Annotated in this window: 19 protein-coding genes and 1 pseudogene; 14 read left to right on the top strand and 6 right to left on the bottom strand. The window is 63.4% G+C overall.

Annotation, left to right across the window (positions count from 1 at the left end; genetic code table 11):
- Positions 1-16: 16 nt before the first annotated feature.
- The 4 genes from ACFRJ9_RS01155 (at position 17) to tgt (ending at position 3777) form a co-directional block, all read left to right on the top strand.
- Positions 17-556, top strand: coding sequence for an NUDIX hydrolase family protein (locus ACFRJ9_RS01155; protein WP_377663512.1), 540 nt, complete (start codon positions 17-19; stop codon positions 554-556).
- 73 nt (positions 557-629) lie between these two features.
- Positions 630-1631, top strand: a complete 1002-nt coding sequence (locus ACFRJ9_RS01150; protein ID WP_377663510.1) for a DUF6707 family protein — start codon at positions 630-632, stop codon at positions 1629-1631.
- A 71-nt stretch (positions 1632-1702) separates the two neighbouring features.
- Entirely contained in the window at positions 1703-2413 is a 711-nt protein-coding gene (locus ACFRJ9_RS01145) for an SRPBCC domain-containing protein (RefSeq protein WP_377663508.1), read from the top strand.
- 47 nt (positions 2414-2460) lie between these two features.
- Positions 2461-3777: a tRNA guanosine(34) transglycosylase Tgt gene (gene tgt / locus ACFRJ9_RS01140; protein WP_377663506.1), complete on the top strand. Its 1317-nt coding sequence runs from the start codon at positions 2461-2463 to the stop codon at positions 3775-3777.
- An 83-nt stretch (positions 3778-3860) separates the two neighbouring features.
- On the opposite strand, the gene ACFRJ9_RS01135 is transcribed toward tgt, so the two are convergent.
- The gene (locus ACFRJ9_RS01135; RefSeq protein WP_377663504.1) at positions 3861-4571 is read right to left on the bottom strand and encodes a queuosine precursor transporter; all 711 of its coding nucleotides are present in this window, start codon (positions 4569-4571) and stop codon (positions 3861-3863) included.
- A 249-nt stretch (positions 4572-4820) separates the two neighbouring features.
- Between ACFRJ9_RS01135 and ACFRJ9_RS01130 the strand changes: the two genes are divergently transcribed.
- Together ACFRJ9_RS01130 and ACFRJ9_RS01125 are read left to right on the top strand one after the other, a co-directional pair.
- Complete coding sequence (locus tag ACFRJ9_RS01130) at positions 4821-5483, top strand: TetR/AcrR family transcriptional regulator (protein WP_377663502.1); 663 nt, start codon at positions 4821-4823, stop codon at positions 5481-5483.
- Entirely contained in the window at positions 5480-6397 is a 918-nt protein-coding gene (locus ACFRJ9_RS01125) for a TIGR01777 family oxidoreductase (RefSeq protein ID WP_377663500.1), read from the top strand. Before ACFRJ9_RS01130 ends, ACFRJ9_RS01125 begins: the two co-directional genes overlap by 4 nt.
- A gap of 601 nt (positions 6398-6998) precedes the next feature.
- On the opposite strand, the gene ACFRJ9_RS01120 is transcribed toward ACFRJ9_RS01125, so the two are convergent.
- Positions 6999-7529, bottom strand: coding sequence for a methyltransferase family protein (locus ACFRJ9_RS01120; RefSeq protein ID WP_377663498.1), 531 nt, complete (start codon positions 7527-7529; stop codon positions 6999-7001).
- 349 nt (positions 7530-7878) lie between these two features.
- On the opposite strand from ACFRJ9_RS01120, the gene ACFRJ9_RS01115 reads away from it, so the two are divergent.
- The 5 genes from ACFRJ9_RS01115 to ACFRJ9_RS01095 all read left to right on the top strand — a co-directional run bounded on the left by ACFRJ9_RS01115 (position 7879) and on the right by ACFRJ9_RS01095 (position 13380).
- Entirely contained in the window at positions 7879-9276 is a 1398-nt protein-coding gene (locus tag ACFRJ9_RS01115) for an MFS transporter (protein ID WP_377663496.1), read from the top strand.
- Between the two features lie 178 nt (positions 9277-9454).
- Entirely contained in the window at positions 9455-10117 is a 663-nt protein-coding gene (locus ACFRJ9_RS01110) for a response regulator transcription factor (protein ID WP_377663494.1), read from the top strand.
- Positions 10114-11526: an ATP-binding protein gene (locus ACFRJ9_RS01105; protein ID WP_377663492.1), complete on the top strand. Its 1413-nt coding sequence runs from the start codon at positions 10114-10116 to the stop codon at positions 11524-11526. Before ACFRJ9_RS01110 ends, ACFRJ9_RS01105 begins: the two co-directional genes overlap by 4 nt.
- Entirely contained in the window at positions 11519-12502 is a 984-nt protein-coding gene (locus tag ACFRJ9_RS01100) for a TAXI family TRAP transporter solute-binding subunit (RefSeq protein WP_377663490.1), read from the top strand. Before ACFRJ9_RS01105 ends, ACFRJ9_RS01100 begins: the two co-directional genes overlap by 8 nt.
- A gap of 44 nt (positions 12503-12546) precedes the next feature.
- Complete coding sequence (locus tag ACFRJ9_RS01095) at positions 12547-13380, top strand: hydroxymethylpyrimidine/phosphomethylpyrimidine kinase (RefSeq protein WP_377663488.1); 834 nt, start codon at positions 12547-12549, stop codon at positions 13378-13380.
- Here ACFRJ9_RS01095 and ACFRJ9_RS01090 read toward each other — a convergent pair.
- A complete protein-coding gene (locus ACFRJ9_RS01090; protein ID WP_377663486.1) occupies positions 13377-14306 on the bottom strand; it encodes a cytochrome b/b6 domain-containing protein in 930 nt (309 codons plus the stop codon). The genes ACFRJ9_RS01095 and ACFRJ9_RS01090 overlap by 4 nt on opposite strands.
- 303 nt (positions 14307-14609) lie before the next feature.
- Between ACFRJ9_RS01090 and ACFRJ9_RS01085 the strand changes: the two genes are divergently transcribed.
- Positions 14610-15224 (top strand): TetR/AcrR family transcriptional regulator, encoded by a 615-nt coding sequence (locus ACFRJ9_RS01085; protein WP_377663484.1) that lies wholly within the window; start codon positions 14610-14612, stop codon positions 15222-15224.
- A gap of 89 nt (positions 15225-15313) precedes the next feature.
- Here ACFRJ9_RS01085 and ACFRJ9_RS01080 read toward each other — a convergent pair.
- Positions 15314-16616 (bottom strand): annotated as a pseudogene (locus ACFRJ9_RS01080) (serpin family protein).
- Positions 16617-16755: 139 nt separating this feature from the next.
- A complete protein-coding gene (locus tag ACFRJ9_RS01075; protein WP_377663481.1) occupies positions 16756-18270 on the bottom strand; it encodes a helix-turn-helix domain-containing protein in 1515 nt (504 codons plus the stop codon).
- Positions 18271-18412: 142 nt separating this feature from the next.
- On the opposite strand from ACFRJ9_RS01075, the gene aceA reads away from it, so the two are divergent.
- Both aceA and aceB read left to right on the top strand, forming a co-directional pair.
- The gene (gene aceA / locus ACFRJ9_RS01070; RefSeq protein WP_224094253.1) at positions 18413-19735 is read left to right on the top strand and encodes an isocitrate lyase; all 1323 of its coding nucleotides are present in this window, start codon (positions 18413-18415) and stop codon (positions 19733-19735) included.
- Between the two features lie 92 nt (positions 19736-19827).
- The gene (aceB, locus tag ACFRJ9_RS01065; RefSeq protein WP_377663479.1) at positions 19828-21480 is read left to right on the top strand and encodes a malate synthase A; all 1653 of its coding nucleotides are present in this window, start codon (positions 19828-19830) and stop codon (positions 21478-21480) included.
- Between the two features lie 147 nt (positions 21481-21627).
- Here aceB and ACFRJ9_RS01060 read toward each other — a convergent pair whose 3' ends face one another.
- On the bottom strand, positions 21628-22821 hold the full coding sequence (locus tag ACFRJ9_RS01060) for a CynX/NimT family MFS transporter (RefSeq protein ID WP_377663477.1): 1194 nt from the start codon (positions 22819-22821) through the stop codon (positions 21628-21630).
- Positions 22822-23191 lie beyond the last annotated feature (370 nt).

Below are 23191 nucleotides of genomic sequence, written 5' to 3'. Positions count from 1 at the left end.
GGGGTAGAACTTAACCATGAGCGTACGTACACCCGACCCGTATCCAGGCTGGCTTTCAGATGAAGACCTCTTCGAAGCCCGCGGCCGCCTTCCCATGGTCTATGTGGAGGCTGTTCCTGTCCGACTGGATCCGCTCGGGTACGTCAACGAGGTCGGCTCGCTCCTCCAGGGAGACGCCGACGGCAACATGGTGCGCTACCTCGTCTCCGGCCGCGTTCTCTACCGCGAGACCATCCGCGCGGCCCTCCTGCGCCACATGGAAAAGGACCTCGGTCCCTTGGCCTTCCCGCAGTTGCCCATCAGCCCGGTTCCTTTCACCGTGGCCGAATACTTCCCGGCGCCGTCACAGACAGGTTTCACTGATGACCGCCAGCACGCAGTCTCGCTGGTGTTCGTCATCCCGGTGACCGGTGAATGCGAGCCGCGCCAGGACGCCCTGGAACTGACGTGGATGACCCCGCAGGAAGTCCTCAGTGACGGCGTCCAGCAGGAATTCGAAGGCGGCCGCGGCCACCTGGTGCGCCAGGCTCTGGCATTCTCGGGCATCGTCCTCTAGCGGGTCCCGGCCGCTCCGGCGGCCGGACTTTGTAGACTGGACGGCGGACCCCACGAGAACCAAAGGATTTCCGATGACTCACAGCCCAGCCTCACAGCAGTACCAAGAAAAGCAGGCTGGGGACCTGCAGCCCGGAGATTTTGTGTTCCTGCCCGGAGACGGGCCAGCCGAAGAAATTGCCGGTATCGACGTCCAGCATGATGATTTCGGCGTCGCCGCGCTGCTGTTGGTGACAATGGTCGACGGCGGAACGGTGCGGATCGCTGTCGGGTCCAGTGTCCCCGTGGGCGGCCAGGCCTCGGCCGGGCCCAGTGAGGACGCCTCGGGTGAGGACGCCCCGGCCCTCCTCCCGGACTCCAGCACCTCCGCCGACGATGACATTGAAGCGACCACCGGCCCCGCCGTCGTCGTTCCACCACGCCCGGACACCCCACCGGCGGTCACGATGCCCGGCGCTGAAGAACTTGCACTGATCCCCGATCCTGAAGGGGCGCCCGAGGCCGTGGTCCGTGCCGCCGTCGCCAACCACAAGGGCAAGAACGGTGTCCAGGTGCTTGGGGAGCGGCTCGCGAAGGGCATCAACACCAAGTCCGGAAGCTGCCTCCGGGACCTCAGCGACCTCGCGTTCGACCTCTGCATCGTGCTGCGCGATCCGGACCAGGCCCTTGCGGTCGCGGACCTCCTCAACGTGCTGCCTTTCGATGGCAACCCGGACCGATGGACATCGATAGAACGTGCGCTGGCGCTCTCAAGCTTCATTTGCCGCGAGGCCGGACAAACCGAACGTGCCGCGGTCTACGAGAAACTGTTGCGAGCCCATGAGACGGAGGAAACTGACCCGTTCAAGGCCCGCATCGCCGCCAAGGTCCGCCAGCGGGGCCTGAACGAACCCAATCTCTACGACAAAGAGATCTTCCGCGCGATCGACAACGGCAACCACGAAGCCGAACGTGAATGGCGTTTCCTTCGGCTTGAGTCGTTGTTGTTCCTGCGTGCGCACGGCGGCTCCCAGACAATCGACGAGGAAGAACTGGGCCGGCGGATCGGCAACGAACTCGAAGCCGTGCGGGCCTAGGCTCCCGGGACCCGCAACACGGGAACATCAAGACCTGTTATGTGGGCCTGAACGGCGGTAGATTCGGGGCCATGACGAACAATCTGAGCGTTGTGATTAATGCCGACGCGCAGCAGGTTTGGACCATGCTGCGCGAACCGTCCCTGGTTGCTCAATGGCACGGCTGGGAGGCCGATGACCTCGACGCCGAAATCAAACAGATCTACTTCAACACGGACGTTGTGGAAGGACCCGACCACACCAGCCTGACCGTCAATGCCGGGGATGTCTTCGAACTCCACCCCGTCTCCGGCGGCACCGAGGTCCGGGTCATCCGGGCCGCACTGGACCATGATTCCGAGTGGGCAGAGTGGGACGAGGACATCACCCAGGGCTGGCTCACGTTCCTTCATCAACTGCGGTTTGCTTTGGAGAGGCACCCGCACGGCCATCGGCGGACACACTTTGCTTCCCTCCCGGGCAAAGGCGGTCCGGCGATTGAAAAGCTGGGGCTCGGGGACTTGCCGCCCGTCGGCGACGAGTATTCGCTCACCCTTTCCACCGGCGAGGCAATTTCCGGCAAAGTCTGGTTCAAGAGCCGCCACCAGGTAGGCCTGACCGTCCACAGCTACGCCGAGCACGGTGAAGGGCTGCTGATCGTCGCGGAGCAGCTGCCGATTCCGGAGAAAAGGCCCGACGGCGGCTCCATGGTGATTGCCTCCACCTACGATTTGGGGGCCCACACCTTGGCGGACATCCGGTCCTCATGGGAGAACTGGAAGGCTGAGAAGTACGGGTCGTAGGGTTTCCTCGGCAGGTTGCTCCGGGTAAAGCTGGCACACTTGGTAGGGTGCCAGCTTCCCTTCCTGCTTCTGTTCCGTCCACTGCCCCCGTTTTGCCTGCACTTTCCGACAGGCAATCCGAGTTCTCCTTTTCGGTGGGCCAGCGCCTGACTGAAACGTGCTCGCCGTCGGACGCTCAGGTGGACGCAAACGGCGGCGCTTTCCTGGGCCGGACCGGAACCATCACCACGCCGCACGGGACAATCCAGACGCCCGCGTTCATCGCCGTCGGGACCAAAGCCACGGTGAAAGCAGTGCTGCCCGAGTCCATCGCAGACCTCGGTGCGCAGGCCGTGCTGGCCAATGCCTACCACCTGTACTTGCAGCCGGGGCCTGAAATCCTCAACGCCGCCGGCGGGCTGGGCGCATTCATGAACTGGTCCGGGCCAACGTTCACCGACTCCGGCGGATTCCAGGTGATGAGCCTGGGGTCGGGGTTCAAGAAGGTCATCGACATGAAGAACGTGGACAGCTCCGGCCCGGATGACGCCGTGGCTCCCGGCAAGGAACGGCTGGCTCACATTGACGACGACGGTGTCTGGTTCAAGTCGCACCTGAACGGGGACCGGCACCGTTTCTCCCCTGAGATCTCCATGCAGGTCCAACATCAGATCGGCGCTGACATCATGTTCGCGTTCGACGAACTCACCACGCTGCAGAACTCGCGGGCGTACCAGGAGGAGTCTCTGGAGCGGACGCGGTTGTGGGCTCTGCGGTGCTTGGCGGAGCATGCTTCTTTGACGGCTTCCCGCGTAGGTAAGCCGTACCAAGCCCTGTTTGGCGTGATCCAGGGCGCCCAGTACGGGGACCTGCGCCGCAAGGCCTGCCAGGACCTCGGTGCGATGCCCTTTGATGGCTACGGAATCGGCGGGGCACTGGAGAAGGAAAACCTGGGCACGATCGTGCGCTGGTGCAACGAGGAACTGCCCGAGGACAAGCCCCGGCACCTGTTGGGCATCTCCGAGCCGGACGACATCTTCACGGCAATCGAGAACGGCGCCGACACGTTCGACTGTGTCTCCCCGACCCGTGTGGCCCGGAACTCCGCGTTCTACACGCCTTTTGGCCGGTTCAACCTGTCCGGGGCCCGCTACAAGACCGACTTCGGACCGCTGCAGGACGGCTGCGACTGCTACACGTGCGTGAACTACTCGCGGGCGTACATCCACCACTTGTTCAAGGCCAAGGAAATGATCTCGGCAACGCTCATCTCCATCCACAATGAACGTTTCGTGGTGAAGATGGTGGACGACGCCCGCCTGGCCATCGAATCCGGGGACTTCTTCGAGTTCAAAGCGGAGACCCTGGGGCGGTACTACTCGTAGCTGCGGCGAGTTCGCCGGAAGCGTGCGTGAGCGTGCGGAAACCTCCGGCGAACTCACACGGTTCCGGCGAACTCGGCCCGAGCTTAGGCTGCGGCCACTCCGTAGCTCGGCTCGCGCTTCTTGATCCAGCCCACCACGAGCACGGTAACGGGCACGAACAGGAATTCCACGGCCGTCTTGTAGACGAAGCCCACCAGCACGTAGTTGACGAACATTCCGGCGTCGGTGATGCCGATGACCGACGCCGCGATGCTGCAGAAAATCAGGGTGTCCACGAATTCGCCCACCACGGAGGACCCCATGAGCCGTGCCCACAGTGACTTCTCGCCCGTGCGTTCCTTCATTTTCACGAGGATCCACGAGTTGATGGTCTGCCCGGCCAGGAAAGCGAGCAGTGAGGCGAGGACTATCAGAGGCACAGGCCCCAGCGCACCTTCGATGGCTGCCTGCTTGGCGGTTCCGTACTCGTCAGTGAAGCCGGGCAGGACGATGATCACCCAGTAGCAGATGGACGCGAACACCGAGAGCGCGAACGAGGTGATGATGGCCTTCCGCGCCACTTTGAAGCCGTAGACCTCGCTCATGACGTCGCCAAGGATGTAGGCCAGCGGGAAGAGGAAGAATCCGCCGTCGGTGATGATCGGCCCGAGCACCACTCCCTTGGAAGCGCCGATGTTGGACAGGATCAGCACCACGGCCATGACAGCCAGCATGATGCCGAAATACGGGGAGCCGATTGAAGCGAAGCGCGGAGCAGGCTTGCTCAAGGTACTGGAGCCTGAAGGCGAGGGCATGGGTCATCCATTCGTAGTGGTTCGCGTAGGCCGCTGCTTGGCTGCCCCGCTGTATTAGCACTGTGGTTGGTGGGGCATTCGGCCCGGCACCGGTTCCATTCTCCCACCCACCGACCCCCTCTCACATCCCACCCCCTTTCGGGCAACCCTCCCTCACCTCCCTGCCCTTCCATCAACATTTGAACGCGTTCAGAAATGGTGGCATACTCATTCTTGAACACGTTCAAAAACGATTCCAAGGAGCACCGAATGGCCGCGAAGAGTGAGCAGACCCGCCAGTTGGTTGCCGATGTCGCGTTGAAGATGTTCCGGGAAATCGGATTCGAAAAGACCACCATGCGCGCCATCGCCCAGGAGGCCGGCGTCTCCGTGGGCAACGCCTACTACTACTTCGCTTCCAAGGATGAACTGGTCCAGGAGCTGTACGTCCAGGTGCAGGACGAGCACGCAGCGGTCGCAGCCAAGGCCCTCGACGGCGTCCAGGATCTCGCGGGCCGGCTGAGAGCCGTGCTGCACACGGGCGTCGACGTCATGGCGCCATACCATCAGTTCGGTGCCGATTTCATCGCGACGGCGATCCGGCCGACGTCGCCCGTCAACCCGTTCGGCGAAGCATCCACCGCCGCCCGCGAGGCCTCGCTCGCGATCTTCCGCACCGCCGTCGAGGGTTCCTCCCCGGCCGTCGCGAAGAAGCTGCGCGGCGATCTGCCAGAGCTGCTGTGGCTGGCATACATGGGCGTCGCGCTGTTTTGGGTCTATGACACATCCGAGGGCCAACGCCGCACGCGCAAGCTGATCGACGGCGCCGCGCCGCTGGTGGCGCGCGGATTGTCGCTCGCGAAGATTCCGGGCGTGAGCAAAGTCTTCGACGACGTCCTGGGACTGGTCCGCAACGTCAAGGCAGACTCATGAATCCGCGGACGGTGGTGATCGCCGGCGCAACTGGCTTCATTGGCAGCTACTTCCAGCGGCGTTTTCTTGAAGAGGGCTGGCAGGTCCGGACAGTCGGGCGGGCTGCTTCGGCTGACGCGCAATGGCACGACGACGACGCCATCAGCAGAGCGCTGGACGGCGCCCAACTGCTGGTGAACCTCGCCGGACGATCCGTGAATTGTCGCTACAACGAGCGGCACCGGCGGGAGATTCTGGACTCCAGGGTTCGCACGACGCGAGCGTTGGGCCGGGCTGTTGCTGCGTGTGCGGAACCGCCCCGGACGTGGATCAACTCGAGTACTGGAACCATCTACAGGCACGCGGAAGATCACCCACAATCAGAGGTTTCGGGAGAACTTGGCAGCGGGTTCTCCGTGGATGTCGCGCGTGCTTGGGAGGACGAGTTGGCGTCTGCGGTTGTGCCCGGTACGCGCAAGGTGCCGCTGCGTATCGCGATTGCGCTCGGGCCTGGCGGGGGCGTGATGGGTCCGTTCCGGAACCTTGCCCGGCTTGGCCTGGGTGGGCACATGGGGGCGGGGACACAGAAGTTCAGTTGGATCCATGTGGAGGACTTGTTCCGTGCCGTACTGTTCGTGCACGCTCATGGTGAGCTGACGGGTCCGGTGAATGCGGCGTCGCCCTACCCCGTAGACAATCGCGATCTGATGTCCCTGGTTCGGCAGAGCATGGGAGTGCCGTTTGGCATCCCAACACCGTCGTGGCTGCTCGAGGCCGGAGCTGTCCTGATCCGGACACAGACCGAGCTGGTGCTGAAGAGCCGGTGGGTCGAGCCCCGGAAACTGCTCAATGCGGGGTTCGCGTTCGAGTATCCCTCTTTGGCCGGGGCGCTCAACGGGATTGCCAAGGGAAACCCCGAGCCCTCTCTCACCTAACCATCCTTCCCGATGAACGCTCTCTCACATCACCCGGAGGTAAGTAATGAGCCAAGAGCCTTGGACTGACGAGGATGAGCACTCACTGGCGGTGCGGAACCCGTCCAGAGAATGGCGCTACGGGCCAAAAGACAGAGTGGTGCTCGGTGGCAAAGGACTGGCAGTCGGAATCGGAGTTGCACACCTGACCTTGAGCATTCTCCTAAGCATCCAAGCACCGGGGTGGTGGATCCTCATCTTCATATACAGCCTGCTCCCGGCATGGACAGTCGGCGTGGTTGTGGGATCACTCGTGGGCCTGACCCTGCGTCGTGTTCGAAGTCAGTGGGTTCATGTGGCCGCATTTTTCTTAGTCGGATTACTCATGTGCACACCGTTTGGCGGACTCTCGTCAACGGGTCCACTGCTGTTATCGCTGTCTATCGCCGTCGCCGCCGGCGTTGGCCGCCTGGCAGTCTGGAAGATCGTCGTGACGAACCAGCAACCTTCTCTCACTTAATCGCCCTCTTCGGGGAACCCTCTTCTACTTAAGTGAGGGTCTCCCCCGATCCTCTCTCACTCATCGCACCGTTGAGGGGGAACGCTCACTCACATCACGCAATTACGACGGCGGCCCGGGGGCGCGTCGTTGGAATCCGATGTAGCGGGGAACCCTTGCCGAGTACTCGGCGTACGCCTGTTGAAACTGCTCCGACAGTGCGGCCTCCTCATGAAGCACCCCCCAATGTTCCGCGAGCATCCCGGCAGGCAGTGTGGCAAAGGCCCAGGCCGTACCAGCAAAACCGCCGGCACCCAGATGGATGAGCCACCAGCCGACGTACATAGGATGACGGGTGAAGGCATATGGGCCGCTGGTAACCAGAACGTCTGGCCGCTCCAGAGCGAACCGGCCAGCCGACCGGCGTCGCCGTTCATTAAGTGCCCATGTATTGAGACCGACGCCGGCGAGCGCCAGCCCGGTCCCCACCAGTCCGTTCACGAGCCGCGGACCGGGAAGCCGCGCGGGATGCAGCCTTTGGAGCAGGACGCACACCGCCAGCCCAGTCACTTGTCCGGGAGGCAGCGGAACATTACTGAACGCTCCCTTCCAGTTAGGCAACGTCCCCTCGGCCGCCCCCGATAATCTCGCCATGCCAGCACGGTACTCCCGGAAACCACTGTGAAGTGAGAGAGGGACCGCCAAAACACGACGGGACGTGAGAGAGCGTCCACCAAAAGGCGACGGGACATGAGAGAGCGTCGGTGGGTCGCGCGCTGACCGGCCTCACCCGAAACCTAAGGAAGTGTTAGGAAATCCTGTCCCGCGTTGGCTGTGCCGTGCATCACCCATAGTTTGGAACATGTCCTCTTCACCCCAGGAGGGCCTTTCTTAGTCGACGAAGAGCCATGCGCAAGGACGCCATGAGCACCCGCTTCATGGACAGAACGAACTCATGCAAGACACGGCTGCCGTATCAGGCGCCGTCCAGGAAGGTTCATTGATGAGCACCCAACAAGCTGCGCCCCTCAGCGAGGCGGCCCAGACACGCAAGGCCGTGAGCAACATCCTCAAGGGCTCCGCGGGCAACCTCGTGGAGTGGTTCGACCTCTATGTGTATACGGTTTTCGCGGCGTATTTCCAGTCGCACTTCTTCAACTCTTCGGACGACCTGCAGGCCGGCCTTGAGGCGATGGCGGTCTTCTCGACGTCGTTCCTCATGCGGCCGATCGGCAGTTGGTTCTTCGGCCGGTATGCCGACCGGAAGGGCCGCAAGGCTGCGCTGACGCTCAGTGTGACGCTGATGTCGGCCGGTTCCTTCGCCATTGCGATCCTGCCGACGCAGGACGTGATCGGCCTCTGGGCACTGATCCTGCTGGTGTTCATCCGCGTTGTGCAGGGCTTCTCCGTGGGTGGCGAATACGGCACCAGCGCCACGTACATGTCCGAGGCAGCCACGTCCAAGCGCCGCGGCTTCTTCTCGAGCTTCCAGTACGTGACGCTGATAGGCGGCCAGATGCTTGCGCTCCTGGTGCTCGTGATCCTGCAGAACACCATGAGCAAGGAAGACCTGACCGCGTGGGGCTGGCGGATTCCGTTCGCAATCGGTGGCGTAGCTGCCCTTGTGGTTCTCTGGCTGCGCCGCTCCATGGAAGAAACACTTTCCTCTGATCAGCTCCGCGCCGCCCACGTCAAGGTTGAGGGCGAAGCCCAGCCTGGCACCATGAAGCTACTGCTCACCAAGCACTGGAAGCCTTTGCTGATCTGCATCGGGATCACCCTTGGCGGCACCGTAGCGTTCTATACGTACACCAACTTCATCCTGAAGTTCATGAACGATACGTCCGGCATTGCCAAGACCGATACCTCCGTCATCAACTTTTGGGCGCTCTTCATCTTCATGCTGCTGCAGCCTGTGTACGGCCTGATCTCGGACAAGGTTGGCCGCAAGCCGTTGCTGATCTGGTTCGGCGTGACCGGTGTGCTCTTCACGTGGCCGCTGCTCTCCACTCTGTCCGGCACCAAGGACCCGTTTATCGCCTTCCTGCTGATGCTCGGCGGACTGCTCATGGTGGGTGGCTATACCTCCATCAACGCGCTGGTGAAGGCTGAACTCTTCCCGGCCTCGATCCGGGCGCTCGGCGTTGGGCTCGGCTACGCGATTGCCAACTCGTTGTTCGGCGGCACCGTTCCGCTGATCGGTGCAGCGCTGCAGAAGTCGGATCAGGTGGACCTGTTCTTCACCTACGTCACGGCGGCGATCTTCATCTCGCTGCTGGTGTACATCTTCGCCCTGAAGAACAAGAAGCCCACGCACTTGGACGCGGAGCAAGGAAGCGCCTTCGTGGCCAAGAGCACAGCCAAGGACGATGACGACAAAAAGGATCTCGTCAAGGCCTGACCTGGCTGCCTTGTGAGGCCCGTTCTGCGCACTCTGGATACTCCGAGGGGCGCAGAGCGGGCCTCACAACGTTAAGCTCTAGTAGCGGACCATCCGGGCAGACCAGCCCGCGGCCAGCCCGCGGCCAGCCCGGCGGCCGGCCCGCGAACCAGCCCACCAAGCCCCAAAGGACCACACAGTGCACGTGCTCATCGTCGAGGATGACGACGCCATGGCGTCGGCCTTGAGCGCAGCCGTCGCCTCCGCCGGCCACAAGCACACCCGGGTGTCCCGTGGCGAGGATGCGCTCCTGGCCCACCGGCAGCACGAGGTCATCCTGTTGGACCTTGGCCTCCCCGACCTGGACGGCTTGGACGTGTTGAGAAAGCTCCGCCAAGTCACACAGATCCCGATCCTGATCCTGACTGCCCGCGATGACGAGCGCAGCGTTGTCCTGGGCCTGCGTTCGGGAGCCGACGATTATCTGGTCAAGCCTGTGAAGCTCGTGGAACTGCTTGCCAGGATCGAGGCAGTGACTCGGCGAACCAACCGCGCAGGCCAGGAAGCTCCGCACAGCATCGCGCTCGGAGAACTGGACGTGGACCTCGACCGCCGCGTGGCCGTCGTCGGGGAACGGCAACTCGCCCTCACGGCAACGGAATTCGACCTCCTCAGCCTCCTCGTCAGGAACGCAGGCTCGGTGGTCACCCGCGAGCAGATCCTGGATGCGCTCTGGGGAGATGCTTTCCTGGCACACTCGCGTTCCTTGGACGTGCACCTGACCGGGCTAAGGTCCAAGCTTCAGCTGCCCGGGTTCATCATCAACGTGCGCGGCGTCGGCTATCGCGTCGAGCAGCCGTGAAGTTCCGCGTTCTTGGCATCCTGAGCCTGCTGGTGGTGATCATTGTGGTGACGATGTCCAGCGTGATCCTGACCTCGGCCAGCCGGGAGCTCACGCAGGAACTCCAAATCAACCGAGTCGCAGCCCTGAACCGCTTCGCGCAGCTGGCCAGCGATGCCGCAGAGGACAACGACACCACCCAGCTCCAGCGCGAAATGGACCGCTATTCCGAGCTTTACGGTGAGGGAATTCTGATCCGGCTGCAACAGCAAACCATCCGCTCCGGCAGTCTTAGCGCGGATCAGCCCGAAGTGCGGGACGCCCTGAACCGCGCAAGCCTCAACCTCAGCGACACCACCCTCAACCCCGTCCGCGCCTTCGGAACCGGTGGGGACATCATCTCAAGGTCCTTCGGCACCGCCAGCCAAGTGCTCGGTGAGGTGGTTCTTGAAGTGGACCTCGACGCTGCCCGGCAGAAGCTACGGGAGCGATGGCTCGCCGTCGTGCTTGCCGCCGTGGCCCTGGGTGCCCTGCTCTTGCTGGCGGCAGCGCGCATCACCGGTTGGGTCCTTCGCCCGGTCCACAGACTGAGCAGGGCTGTCCACGAGCTGGAAACAACCGGCAAGACGAGCCAACTCCCGGAAGCCGGCCCGCCGGAACTGCGCGAACTGAGCCGTTCCTTCACCGCCATGGCCGGCACCGTGACGGACAGCATGGAGTCCCAGCGCCGGCTCATCGCCGACACCTCACACCAGCTCCGGAACCCTGTTGGCGCGCTGCGCTTGCGGATCGATTTGCTGCAGCTCGAGCTGAAAAGTGAGCCGGAAAAGGCTGCGGCAGCCGGCGTCGTTGAAGAACTCGAGCGCGTGGAGGAAATGCTCGACGGCGTGCTGAAGCTCGCGACGGCGGAACACCGTGCCTTTGAAGGGGCTACTCGTGCGGACCAAGCGGAGCACCAACGCCACGCCGTCATTGATCCCTTCCCCGTCCTGCAGGGCGAAGTGGAACGGGCAGCCCCCGCAGCCAGGAATGCAGGCTCCCAGCTGACCTTGGAAACCCCTGCACCCGAAAGCCAGATCGCCTGCGACCCCGACGAACTCGCGCACATGGTGGGCGAGCTCCTCACCAACGCCATCAAGTACGCCCCAGGCGCACGCATCACCGTGGCGACCCGGCAGACGCAAGGCGGGACCGTCGTCGTGATTTCCGACGACGGTCCAGGCCTCCCAGCCGAACAGCTGGCCGCGTCCACCGCTAGGTTCTGGCGGGCGCCGCAGCACGGCAAGATCCCCGGCAACGGCTTGGGTATGACCATTGTTGAACGGCTGGCGCAGGCGAACGGTGGCCGACTGGTCTTGGAACGGCGCAGTCCTCACGGCTTGACGGCACGCCTCGAGTTCGCGAAGCCGGAGGAGGACACGCATGCTTGATCATCTGTCCCGGCGAAGCGCACTCAAAGCAGCCGTTGCCTTCGGCCTTGGCGGGGGCATGCTCGGATCAACTGCCGCCTGCTCCCCGGAGGAACGCCCAAAGGAGCTCACGGTTGCCGGTGGTGAATCAGGCGGCTTCTACCTGGAATTCGCCACTCTGCTGGCAGACCTGCTGCAGCGGGAGCGCGTCGCTGAACAGGCCGTTGCGCTGACGACCGGCGGGAGTCTCGAGAATATCCAGCGGGTCCTGTCCGGCGAGGCGACGTTCGCCGTCGCGCTTGCCGATGCAGCAGCCCAAGCAGCGGCTCCCGGCGGGAAATCAACACAGTCCGGAGAGGGTTTGGTGGCGCTGGGCAAGGTGTACCAGAACTACGTCCACTGCATCGTGCGGGAGGACAGCGGCATCCGAACCTTCGCGGACCTTTCCGGGAAGGCCGCGGGTGTGGGCGAGGTTGGCTCGGGGACCACACTGACGGCTGGACGCATCATCACAGCTGCCGGGCTGTCCGAACCGGGCCGCGCTCTGAAGCAGGTAAACCTAGGCTTGAACCAGGCACTGGCTTCGCTGAAGGACGGTTCGATCGACGTCATGATCCAGTCCGGAGGGGTTCCCACCGCTCCCATCGCCGCCGCGGCGCAGGACATCGGCGTCCGGCTCCTCGATATTTCCGAGCTGATCCCGGCGACGCGGGCGCAGTCGGGGTTCTTTTACGACCGCGTCCTCATCCCCGCAAACAGCTACGGGAACGCACCCGCCGTGTGGACCATCGGCGTCGCGAACCTGCTTTTGTGCCGGAGGGATCTGGCCGGCCACGTGGTTCGACAGACAGTGGAGTTGTTGGTGGAGCAGGCCCAGGACCTGGTACCGAAGTCGAGTACCGGTGTGCAATTCCTCAGCCCCGAGACCCTGATCAACACCGCGGGAGTTCCGCTTCATCCGGCTGCGGAAGCGGCTTACCGGGTCCTGCACGGCTAGACGTGAAATCGGGCCACGGCCGGGCCAATGGCAAGATGGAAGACATGACTTCAGCCGTTGCCCCTGCCATTGCCCTGACCATTGCCGGCTCCGAAGCGACCGGTGGCGCCGGTGCGCAGGCGGACCTCAAGACCTTCCAGGAACTCGGAGTGTTCGGCATCGCGAACCTCACGTGCATCGTTTCCTTCAACCCGCAAGACAACTGGAACCACCGTTTTGTGCCGGTGGACCAGCAGGTCATCGCGGACCAATTGGAAGCGACGACGGCGGCCTATGGTGCCGCTTCCGGCGCACCTTCGGTGCTGGATACCGTGAAGATTGGCATGCTCGGAAGCCCGGCAACCATCAGCACCGTGGAGAAGGCGCTGGCCGATGGCTCGTTCGCCAACGTGGTGCTGGACCCTGTCCTGATCTGCAAGGGCCAGGAGCCGGGCCACGCCCTGGATACCGACCAGGCGTTGAAGGCCCAGATCCTGCCGCTGGCCACGTTCGTCACGCCGAACCACTTCGAAGCCGAGTCACTGTCAGGGCTGACCATTACCGATGAAGAGTCGCTCAAGGCTGCCGCCATCCGCATCCATGAGATCAGCGGCGCAGCAGTCCTGGCCAAGGGCGGGGTGCGGCTGGAAGGCCCGGACGCCGTCGACGTCTACTACGACGGCCAGACGCTGGAAGTCCTGCGCGCACCGAAGGTGGGCGAGGTTGCCGTGTCCGGCGCCGGTTGCTCGCTTGCCGCTGCCGTGACTGCGGAACTGGCCAAGGGCTCAACGCCGCTGGAAGCCGCGCGCACCGCGAAGGCTTTCGTGACGGCGGGCATCAAGAACCGTGTGTCCTCGGGCGCTCCCTTTGATGCTCTGTGGCAGGGCGGGGCTCGCTAGCGCGAGACCTTCCCCATGAGCGAGGCAATGGGGCGCAGGAACAGCGGGCGGGCCAGGAACCAGGCCGCCGCAGTGAAGATGATCGAAGCCGCGAAGATGCCGAAGCCCCACCAGCTGTAATCGTTGTTCGAGGCGTACATGTGGTTCAGGTTGTTCAGCGCGCCGGTGGCCAGCACCAGGGTCACGTGGACGATCACGAAAGCAACGAAGTAGATCATCACCGGGAAGTGGAACTTGCGCGCCAGTTCGATCGGGTAGAACTTGTTGATCGCAGCCTTCTTGGGCCAAGCGCCGGACATCCGAATGCCTGTGATGATGGCCAGCGGCGCGGCGATGAAGACCGTGATGAAGTAAGTGAGGAGCTGCAGGCTGTTGTAGTTGTTCCAGCCGTTTTCAACGGGCCAGTTCAGCGAGGCGTACTGCAGGCCGGCGGAGACGGCATTCGGGAAGACGTCCCAGTTGGTGGGGACGATCCTCAACCATTGCCCGGTGGCGAAGAGCAGCACAATGAAGATGATGCCGTTCAGGACCCAGAGCGCGTCCAGCGTCAGGTGGAACCAGAGGTCCAAGCTGATCTTGGTCGGCGGGTTCTTGGTCTTGATGAAGCCCTTGTTGTTCCGGGTCCAGTTGGCGGCCGGGCGTGTGGTGGTCCGAACCTGCCAGCCCGAACGGATGATCAGGACGATGAAGAACATGTTGAGGAAGTGCTGCCAGCCAAGCCAGGCGGGGAATCCAGTCGGAGTACCTTCAGGAATGGCTGAGTGCCCGGGGTAGTCCACCAAGAACTGCTGGACCGGCTGGAGGGTCCGGAGCCATTGCGCAACGAGCACCAGGATCAGTGCCACCACCAAAGCTCCTGCGGTGACGACGACGGGTTTGAACCACCTGTTCGACGTGATCCCGGACGACTTGCTTGAAACGGACATCAGGCCGCGTTCCTCTCTGGCTTGGTTGGCTGCGACCAGTTGGCGCTATATAGCGATTCAACCAGTTGCAGCCCGACGGTGAAAACGGCACCCGGGTTTCGGGGCGTCCGACGTCAAAATTCGCAGCATTCGGAGACATGCCGCAACATACATTTCTAGAACAGACTTCCAGAATTATTTCCTTTGAATCATAGCTCCGTCAAGGCTTGCTGCTGGCCATGTGGATTCTTCCAAGGGTAGGATTCCAAAAATAGCTGGGGTCGACACTCCGGTCTTCGTTCTGACTGCGGGAGGAGCCCCACCATGGTCCGCAAGACCTCCGACGTCGCCAGCAACGCAGGCTCCTGGCAGTGGACCCGCACCGCGGCCACGCAGCGGCACTTGCTCGATGCGGCCACCGAAGTATTCGTGGAACACGGCTTCACGGATGCCAGCATCTCGGACATCGTTTCCCGCGCAGGGTCGAGCGTGGGCAGCCTCTATCATCACTTCGGCGGCAAGACTGAGCTCTTCCTTGCCCTGTGGGACGACTACCAAAACGAGCACGAGAGGCTCGTGGCCGCTGCCGTGGCCAAAGCGCGCAAAGCCGGCCAAAACGATGCCCTGGCCCTGTTCAACGTGGGCAGCCGCAGCTACTTCGACTACACCTGGAAGCACCGGGAGCTGGAGCGAGTGTTCATTGAGGGCGACACTCCCCCGGGCTTCGAGGTTTTGCGGCGCGAACGCGGACGCGAGTGGGTCCGTCAGAACTCGGTGCTCCTGGGCGCCAGCGATGACACCTTGGGCCGGCTCACCGTTGCCGTGATCACGGACATTGTGACGGTTTCCGGCCAGGAAGTGGCCTTGAGTGCAACCAAGCGTGAGGCGGACGAGGTTGTTGAAGCCGCTGCGGTGCTGGTGCAGCGGCTGGTCCGTTAGCCGTACGCGCCGAATTCGCCGGAAGCGTGCAAGCACACCCGGAAACTTCCGGCGACGCCGCATCGTTCCAGCGAACTCGATTCGCCGACCTAGCGCGGGTCCGCCACCCACCCGGTAAACAGCGGCATTCCCGTCTCGACATGGAGAATCTCGTAGTGGAACGGATGGTCAAGGATCATCACGCGGTCCGGAACCAAGGCGCTTGAGGCTTCTGCGTTAATCTGGGTCACTGCGGAAGCGATGGTGCCCTTCTCGGGCAACGGTAATGTTGGCGGCCTGTGCAGCCTGCGTCAGTTTCATTCCCTGCTGGATGGCGTCGAAACCGGTGGAAGTCGCCAGCATCTCCTTGAGTCCCAAAGATTCGAACACTTTCCGCAGTTCGAACGTGGTCTTGTGGTCCCACTTCGGCAGGCTGATCTGCACCATTTCCTGCGAGTCCGAGCTCAACCCCTTCGCCACGTCCCCAAGCACCTCAACCGACACCGCAGCCGGACCACCCGCACCCGACGCACCGCCGTCGGGCAGTACCAGCCGCATCACGAAACCCTCGGCATAGGGCAGGTCCACGGCTTTCCATCCAGGAGCTTCCGCGTACGCCATGGCAAGCGGAGCGTGCATGGTCGGTACGTTGATCACTTCACCACCGGCCTTGGTGAACGGGCGGTCCGCGGTGTCGTTCGCGTCGAAAGGGGTCTGCCAGGCCGCGGCGAAGTACAGCGTGTTGAGCAGGCTGAACGTGTTGTCCGGACTGTATTTTGCCGGCGCTTCCTTGATCCGCCCGCCGGTGTTCTTGCTCACCCATTGGTCAATGGCGGCCTTGGTCACGGCCTCGTCCCTGAACGACACCGGGTACACGCCCGTGCCGAAATGCCTGGCGAGCGTGGTGAGGAATCCCTCGCCCGTAGGCACACCCTTATCCACGAACAGCCCATTGGCCGCGTGCATGACCGGCGTGCGCGGCGGGTTGTCTTCGTCAACGGAGCCGGGGTCGCCGTCGAACTTTTCCAGGGAGGCGAGCAGCGCGTTCATTGCCTCGTCGCGCCCCTCTGCAGGGAGTCCAAGCACTGCATCCATCTCCGCCGCTACGGCACCCGAAGCACCAGCGCGGAGCATGCTCAACGCGATCAACAGGCTGGCAGGGGACGACACCACGTTGCCGTTGGTGGAGTCGCCACTGTCCGCAAGCAGCGCTGCGCCGAGCTTCCGAGCAGAAGCGTTGAAGGCCTCAAGCTGCGCGGAGTAGTCGGTGGTTTGGACCGAAACCCGGGTTACGCCGTCGGCGGTGAGAAGTCCGACGTCGGCGGGCTGGGGCGCGCAGGCAGCGACCACTACGAGTGCACTCACCAACGCCGCTGCCCCGGCAGCCGCTGAAGACTTCCGAACCCGGGCCATGACCCACCCCCTCGAAACCGTGATGGCTTCATGGTGCTCCAAAGGCAGGCAAAGTACACGCGAAGCGAGAGAGGGATCGCCGAATGTTGCCGGAAGGTGATAGAGGGATCGCCTAATGTTGCCGGAACGTGAGAGAGCGTCAGCGCTCGGAGTGGGCCGCCAGGAAGGAGTACACCTCGGTCTCGTCCACGCCGGGGAACGCGCCGGGGGGCATGGCCGCCAGTAGGTGCGAGTGGGCCCGAGCGGACGGCCAGGCGTTGCCGGCCCACTCGTTCGCCAGGGAGGCCGGCGGGCGTTTGCAGCAGTTCGGGTCCGGGCAGTTGGACGTTGCCCGCGCTGTAGTTTCCCGCCCGCGGAACCACTTCACATGCTGGTACGGCACCCCGATACTCAAGGAAAATTCACCAGCGGCCGAGCGCTCCGTACGGGCCGTGCACCAATACGTGCCCGACGGCGTGTCCGTGTACTGGCTGTAGGCGCTGAACTTGTCCGGAACATCGAAAACGGCCCGCGAGGTCCAGGCCTTGCACGACGGCTGTCCCTCGATGGCCCCGGTGTGGTCTTGCGGGAAGGTCACGCCGTCGTTCTCGTAGGCCTTGTAGATGATGCCCGACTGGTGGGTCTTCTGGAAGTGGGTGGTGATGCCCAGGTGCTTGGTGGCCAGGTTGGTGAAACGGTGCGCAGCGGTCTCGTAGGACACGGCGAAGGCGTCGCGGATGTCCTCCACAGCGATTTCCTTGGCGGCCTTGGCCTTTTGCAGGAACTCCACCGTGGCCTGCTCCGGCAGCAGCAAAGCCGCCGCGAAGTAGTTGGTAGCCACCCGCTGCGCCAGGAAATCCCCGTAGTTCCGCGGAGTTTCGTGCCCCAGGACGTAGTGGCCCAGAGCCTGAAGGAGTACCGAGCGGGGATCGTGATCCTGCCGCTGGTTCTGCGTCAGATAAATTCTGCGGTTCTTCAAATCGGTCACTGACCGCGTGGAATGCGGCAGATCGCCTACGTGGTGCAGGCTGAAACCAAGGTTCTCGGCGATGTCCGCAATGACGTGCTGGCTAAGCGGACCCGCGGTGTAGCCGACCCCCTTCAGGACCTTCTGCGCCTCGGCCTCATACTTGGGGAAATAGTTACCGCGCTCGCGCATCATGGCACGCAACTCGCCGTTCGCACGGCGGGCTTCTTCCGGCGTCGCGACCTGCTCGTTAAGTTTGCGTTCGAGCTCCTGAAGCAGCCCTACCTGCGACTCCAGCACATCCAGCGGAAGCCGCGAGCTGATGCGGATTTTGGGCAGGTTCAGCGACTCATACAGCGGCCCGCGCTGGTACCGTTCCAGCTCGATCTCAAGGGCGGCGCGACGACTTGGCGGCTCTGCCCCGAGCAGCTGATCGATGCTCACATTGAGGGAGGCAGCGAGCTGCTGCAGCAGTCCCAGTTTGGGTTCCCGCTTGCCGTTTTCAATGAGGCTCAGCTGGCTTGGCGCGGTCCCGACGGCGGCACTCAAGTCATCGAGCGTCAGTCCGGCCTGCTTGCGCAGATGGCGCACGCGGCGGCCGAGGCTGATGACGTCCAGTTCAGGGGACGCAGGGGACAACGGCGGCGACGCGACTTCACGATTCCAGCTCACAGGCGACATTTCTTGAGAATACGCGAAGAACTGCATTTCTTTCCATAGTTTTCCTCTAGCGAGCCTCTTGAAAGTGCAGAAAAGTAAGTCCTACGAAAAGAAATACAGATCCCGGATAGCCGGCCGAAGCAGCAAAGGCGCAGCGGAGGCCGGCCGGGCACCACCAAGGAGACATGCAATGACCGCATCGTTTGAACCAGCAGAATCCGCACAGACTGCAGAGCAGCAGGCAGCAGCGCTGGAACTTGAATGGTCCGCCAACCCGCGGTGGGAAGGCGTCACCCGTGATTACTCGGCCACCGACGTCGTCCGTCTCCGCGGTCGCGTCTCCGAAGAGCACACCTTGGCCCGCCGCGGTTCGGAGAAGCTCTGGAAGCAACTCACCGAGGAAGCTCCCACCGGCGGCTATACCAACGCCCTCGGAGCCCTGACCGGCAACCAGGCCGTACAGCAGGTCAAGGCCGGCCTCCGCGCCATCTACCTCTCCGGCTGGCAGGTGGCCGCCGACGCCAACCTGTCGGGCCAGACCTACCCGGACCAGTCCCTGTACCCGGCCAACTCGGTACCCCAGGTTGTCCGCCGCATCAACAACGCCCTGCTCCGCGCAGACCAGATCGAATACGCCGAGGGCGTCAAGACCGTTGAGGACTGGCTGGTCCCGATCGTCGCCGACGCCGAAGCCGGCTTCGGTGGCCCGCTCAACGCCTACGAGCTCATGAAGTCCATGATCACCGCAGGCGCTTCGGGCGTTCACTGGGAAGACCAGCTCGCTTCCGAAAAGAAGTGCGGCCACCTCGGCGGCAAGGTCCTGATCCCCACTCAGCAGCACATCCGCACGCTCAACGCAGCCCGCCTGGCAGCCGACGTCGCAGGTACTCCCACTGTCGTCATTGCCCGCACCGACGCCGAAGCAGCAACCCTGATCACCTCAGACGTTGATGAGCGCGACCAGGAATTCATCACCGGCGAGCGCACTGCCGAGGGCTTCTACAAGGTCCGCAACGGCATCGAACCCTGCATCGCCCGCGCCAAGGCCTACGCACCGTACTCGGACCTCATCTGGATGGAGACCGGCACACCGGACCTGGAGCTGGCCCGCAAGTTCGCCGAGTCGGTCAAGGCTGAGTTCCCGGACCAGATGCTCTCCTACAACTGCTCGCCGTCGTTCAACTGGCGCAAGCACCTGGACGACACCACCATCGCCAAGTTCCAGCGCGAGCTCGGTGCCATGGGCTTCACTTTCCAGTTCATCACCCTGGCCGGCTTCCACGCCCTGAATTACTCGATGTTCGACCTCGCTCACGGTTACGCCCGTGAAGGCATGAGCGCCTACGTCGAGCTCCAGGAGAAGGAATTCGCTTCCGAGTCCCGCGGCTACACCGCCACCAAGCACCAGCGCGAAGTCGGCACCGGCTACTTCGACGACATCGCAACCGCGCTCAACCCGAACGCATCCACTTTGGCCCTGGTGGGATCCACCGAAGAAGGCCAATTCCACTAAGAACTTGCCCAACTAGATAGCAGTAGTGGTTGTTTTGAAGGCTCAGAACAACCACTACTGCCAGTCAGTTGGGGCCCTGAAAGGACACTCCCATGAACAGCTTTACTGACAACTTCACTATCAATGGCATTACTTTGACCGCCCAGCCCATTTCCCGGCAGAACGAGGTCCTTACGCCGGACGCCTTGGAGTTCATCGGCAAGTTGCACCGGGCTACGGCTGATCGTCGTCAGGAGCTGATGCAGGCCCGGCATGCCCGCCGCAACCAGATTTCGTCCGGCCAGGATCCGCGGTTCCTTCCCCAGACCGAGGCCATCCGGAACGATCCGTCGTGGCGTGTCGCCCCCCCGGCTCCGGGTTTGGAGGATCGTCGCGTGGAGATCACGGGTCCGGTGGATAAGAAAATGACCATCAACGCCCTGAACTCAGGTGCGAAGGTGTGGCTTGCCGACATGGAAGACTCGTCCACGCCGACGTGGCGCAACGTGATCCAGGGCCAGCTGAACCTGACCGACGCGTTGGAGCGCCGGATCGATTTCACGTCCCCGGAGGGCAAGGAGTACAAGCTCAAGGCCGCCGAGGAGCTGCCCACCATCGTGGTCCGTCCGCGTGGCTGGCACCTGCCGGAGAAGCACATGTTGATCGATGACAAGCCGATCGCCGGCGGGATCGTGGACTTCGGGTTGTTCTTCTTCCACAACGCCCGACGCCTGCTCGCCCAGGGCAAGGGCCCGTACTTCTACCTGCCGAAGATCGAGAACCACCTCGAGGCACGTCTGTGGAATGACATCTTTGTCCTGGCCCAGGACCTGCTCGGCATCCCGCAAGGCACCATCCGCGCCACGGTGCTGATCGAAACCATCACGGCAGCTTTCGAGATGGAAGAGATCCTGTACGAACTCCGTGACCACGCGAGCGGTTTGAACGCCGGACGCTGGGACTACATCTTCTCGCTGATCAAGAACTTCCGTACCCGTGGTCCGCGTTTCGTGCTCCCGGACCGCGGCCAGGTGACCATGACCCAGCCGTTCATGCGTGCCTACACCGAGCAACTGGTCCGGGCTTGCCACCGCCGCGGTGCCATGGCAATTGGGGGCATGGCAGCAGCGGTCCCGAACCGTAAAGACGAGGCAGCCAACCAGGCATCCTTCGAGAAGGTCCGTGCCGACAAGACCCGCGAGGCCAACGACGGCTTCGACGGATCCTGGGTGGCGCACCCGGACCTCGTGCCGGTATGCCGCACCGTCTTTGACGAGGTTCTCGGAGACCGCCCCAACCAGCTGGACCGCTCCCGCGAGGACGTCACCCCGGATGACCGTGCGCTGATCGACATCGCCAGCACCGAGGGAACCATCACCGAGGGCGGGGTGCGCCTGAACATCGAGGTAGGCATCCGCTACATCGAGTCCTGGCTGCGCGGCAACGGTGCGGTTGCCATCCACAACCTCATGGAAGACGCCGCCACCGCGGAGATCTCCCGTTCCCAGCTGTGGCAGTGGATCCACTCCCACGCGATCATCGAGAACGGCGACATCATCACCCGCGAATGGGTGGAGGACATGCTGGACGAGGAATTCGCCCGCCTGGAACGCTTCGACGGAGACCGGTTCGCCGATGCCCGTGCCATCTTCGAGGAAGTCACCCTGGCCGAGGAATTCCCCACCTTCCTGACCATCCCGGCGTACGCCCGTTTCCTCACCGAGGCCCGTGAAGAGGCCACGGAGGAGGAACTCGTCGCCGCCTAGCAGCGCCTAACCAAGCCCCGACGCTGGGCTGCCTGCACTCTTCGCAACAAGTGACCCCGACCGTCGGGGAGGCAGCCCAGCACCGGAACATCCAGCACGACGGCGGCACCCGCCTCCCGCGGCTGGCCCACCTGGTGCGCGGCTCACCTAGCGCTGCTTGGCTACCCAGCGCACGGACAGCGTGGTACACACGCAGAACGCAAGCACCGAGCCGAGGATCACGAACAGCGGTGCAGTCCAGCCGTCGGAGACGCTGTGCACGTAGCCAACAATGGTGGGAGCCAAGGCAGCGAAGCAGTAGCCCACACCCTGCACCACTGCGGACATCTTCCCGGCGGCGGCCTGTGAATGGGCGAACTGGATGATGGCAATGAAAATGACCGTGATGCCACCACCTTGGGCAACGCCGCCCAGCGAGGACCACAACCACCACAGCGATGGCGCCAGCAGCAGGCCCACGGGAACGGTCAGCCACAGCGCGCTCAAGGTGACCGCCACCGTCGTCGTACTGGCGAAACGGGCCAGGAGCGGCACTCCCAAGCCGCCAACGATCGCGAAGATCTGGAAGAGCGAGGAGCCTGCCCCGGCGTCGGCGGTGCCCATGGCAAGTTCGTCGGCCAGGAAGCTTGGAAGCCAGGCGGTGACGCCGTAATAGGAGAAGGCCTGGCCCGCAAAGCCGAGCGTCAGGCCCACGGTCAGCCAGCGAACACCCGCAACGCCTCCGGACGAGGAAGCAGGAACCACCGGCACAGCCGCCGGAACAAACGCCCGGCGGGCACCGACCGTGGGGACCCAGAAGAGGATGGCGGCCAAGGCCAACAGTGCACTCGAGGCAAGGGCAAGCCGCCAACCCACCAGTTCAGCAAGGGGTGCGGTGGCCACGGAAGTCAGGAACGAGCCGATGTTCAGGGCCGCCGTGTAGACGCCCATCGCGGTTGCCTGCCGTCTGGGTGCGAAGTCACGCCGGATGATGAGTGGCACAGCGATGTTGCCGATGGTGATGGCCACACCGATGATGACCGTTCCCACCATGACGGGAACTCCGCCGCCACTGGACCGGATCACCACGCCCGCCAGCACACCCAGCAAAGTGAGCATCACGGCGAATTCAGCCCCGAGACGCCGCCCGGCCAACGACGCCAAGGGCGAGGCCAGCGAGAAGCAGAGCACCGGGATTCCGGTCAGCAGCCCCAGTTGAACCGGCGTGAAGCCGAGGTCCTGCTGCAACAGGTCCACGACGGGCGCCACTGCCACGAAAGGACCACGCATGTTGAGGGCGATCAGTCCGATGCAGGCGAGGATCAGCCAGCCACGGGGGACTTTGGCGAGAAGTTGGTTCATGGGGCGCACGGAAACGCGAGGGAAGTAGGCATCACCTTCATTGCTATCACGCCGCCGCCCGGCATCCGGCAATAAACAAGGCCTAGCTGCATTAACCACGAAGGTTGGTGCCGCACTGGCGGATGGCTGGCCTTTGAGGGAGGTGTGGCCTCGGCTGTGGTTGTAGTGGTGAAGCCAGTCGGGAAAAGTGGTGACAGACTCGGCCTCGGAGTTCCGGCCCGTGGGGTTGGCAGTGCCCCCGACGGTGTTCGGAGGCGTGCCGCAGGGAGGAGGCCGGGAGCCGAAAGAAAACCGGCGGGGGCTGCTCTCATCTGCCGATCCAAGTTGATCGCTCGGGGAACAAGCGCCGTGACCCGCAGGCTCCATTTCT

The sequence above is a fragment of the Paenarthrobacter sp. NPDC056912 genome (assembly GCF_042786555.1).
In the GTDB taxonomy this organism is placed as follows: domain Bacteria; phylum Actinomycetota; class Actinomycetes; order Actinomycetales; family Micrococcaceae; genus Arthrobacter.
The sequence above is the reverse complement of the archived record's forward strand: the minus strand, read 5'-3'. Positions and strand labels throughout refer to the sequence as shown.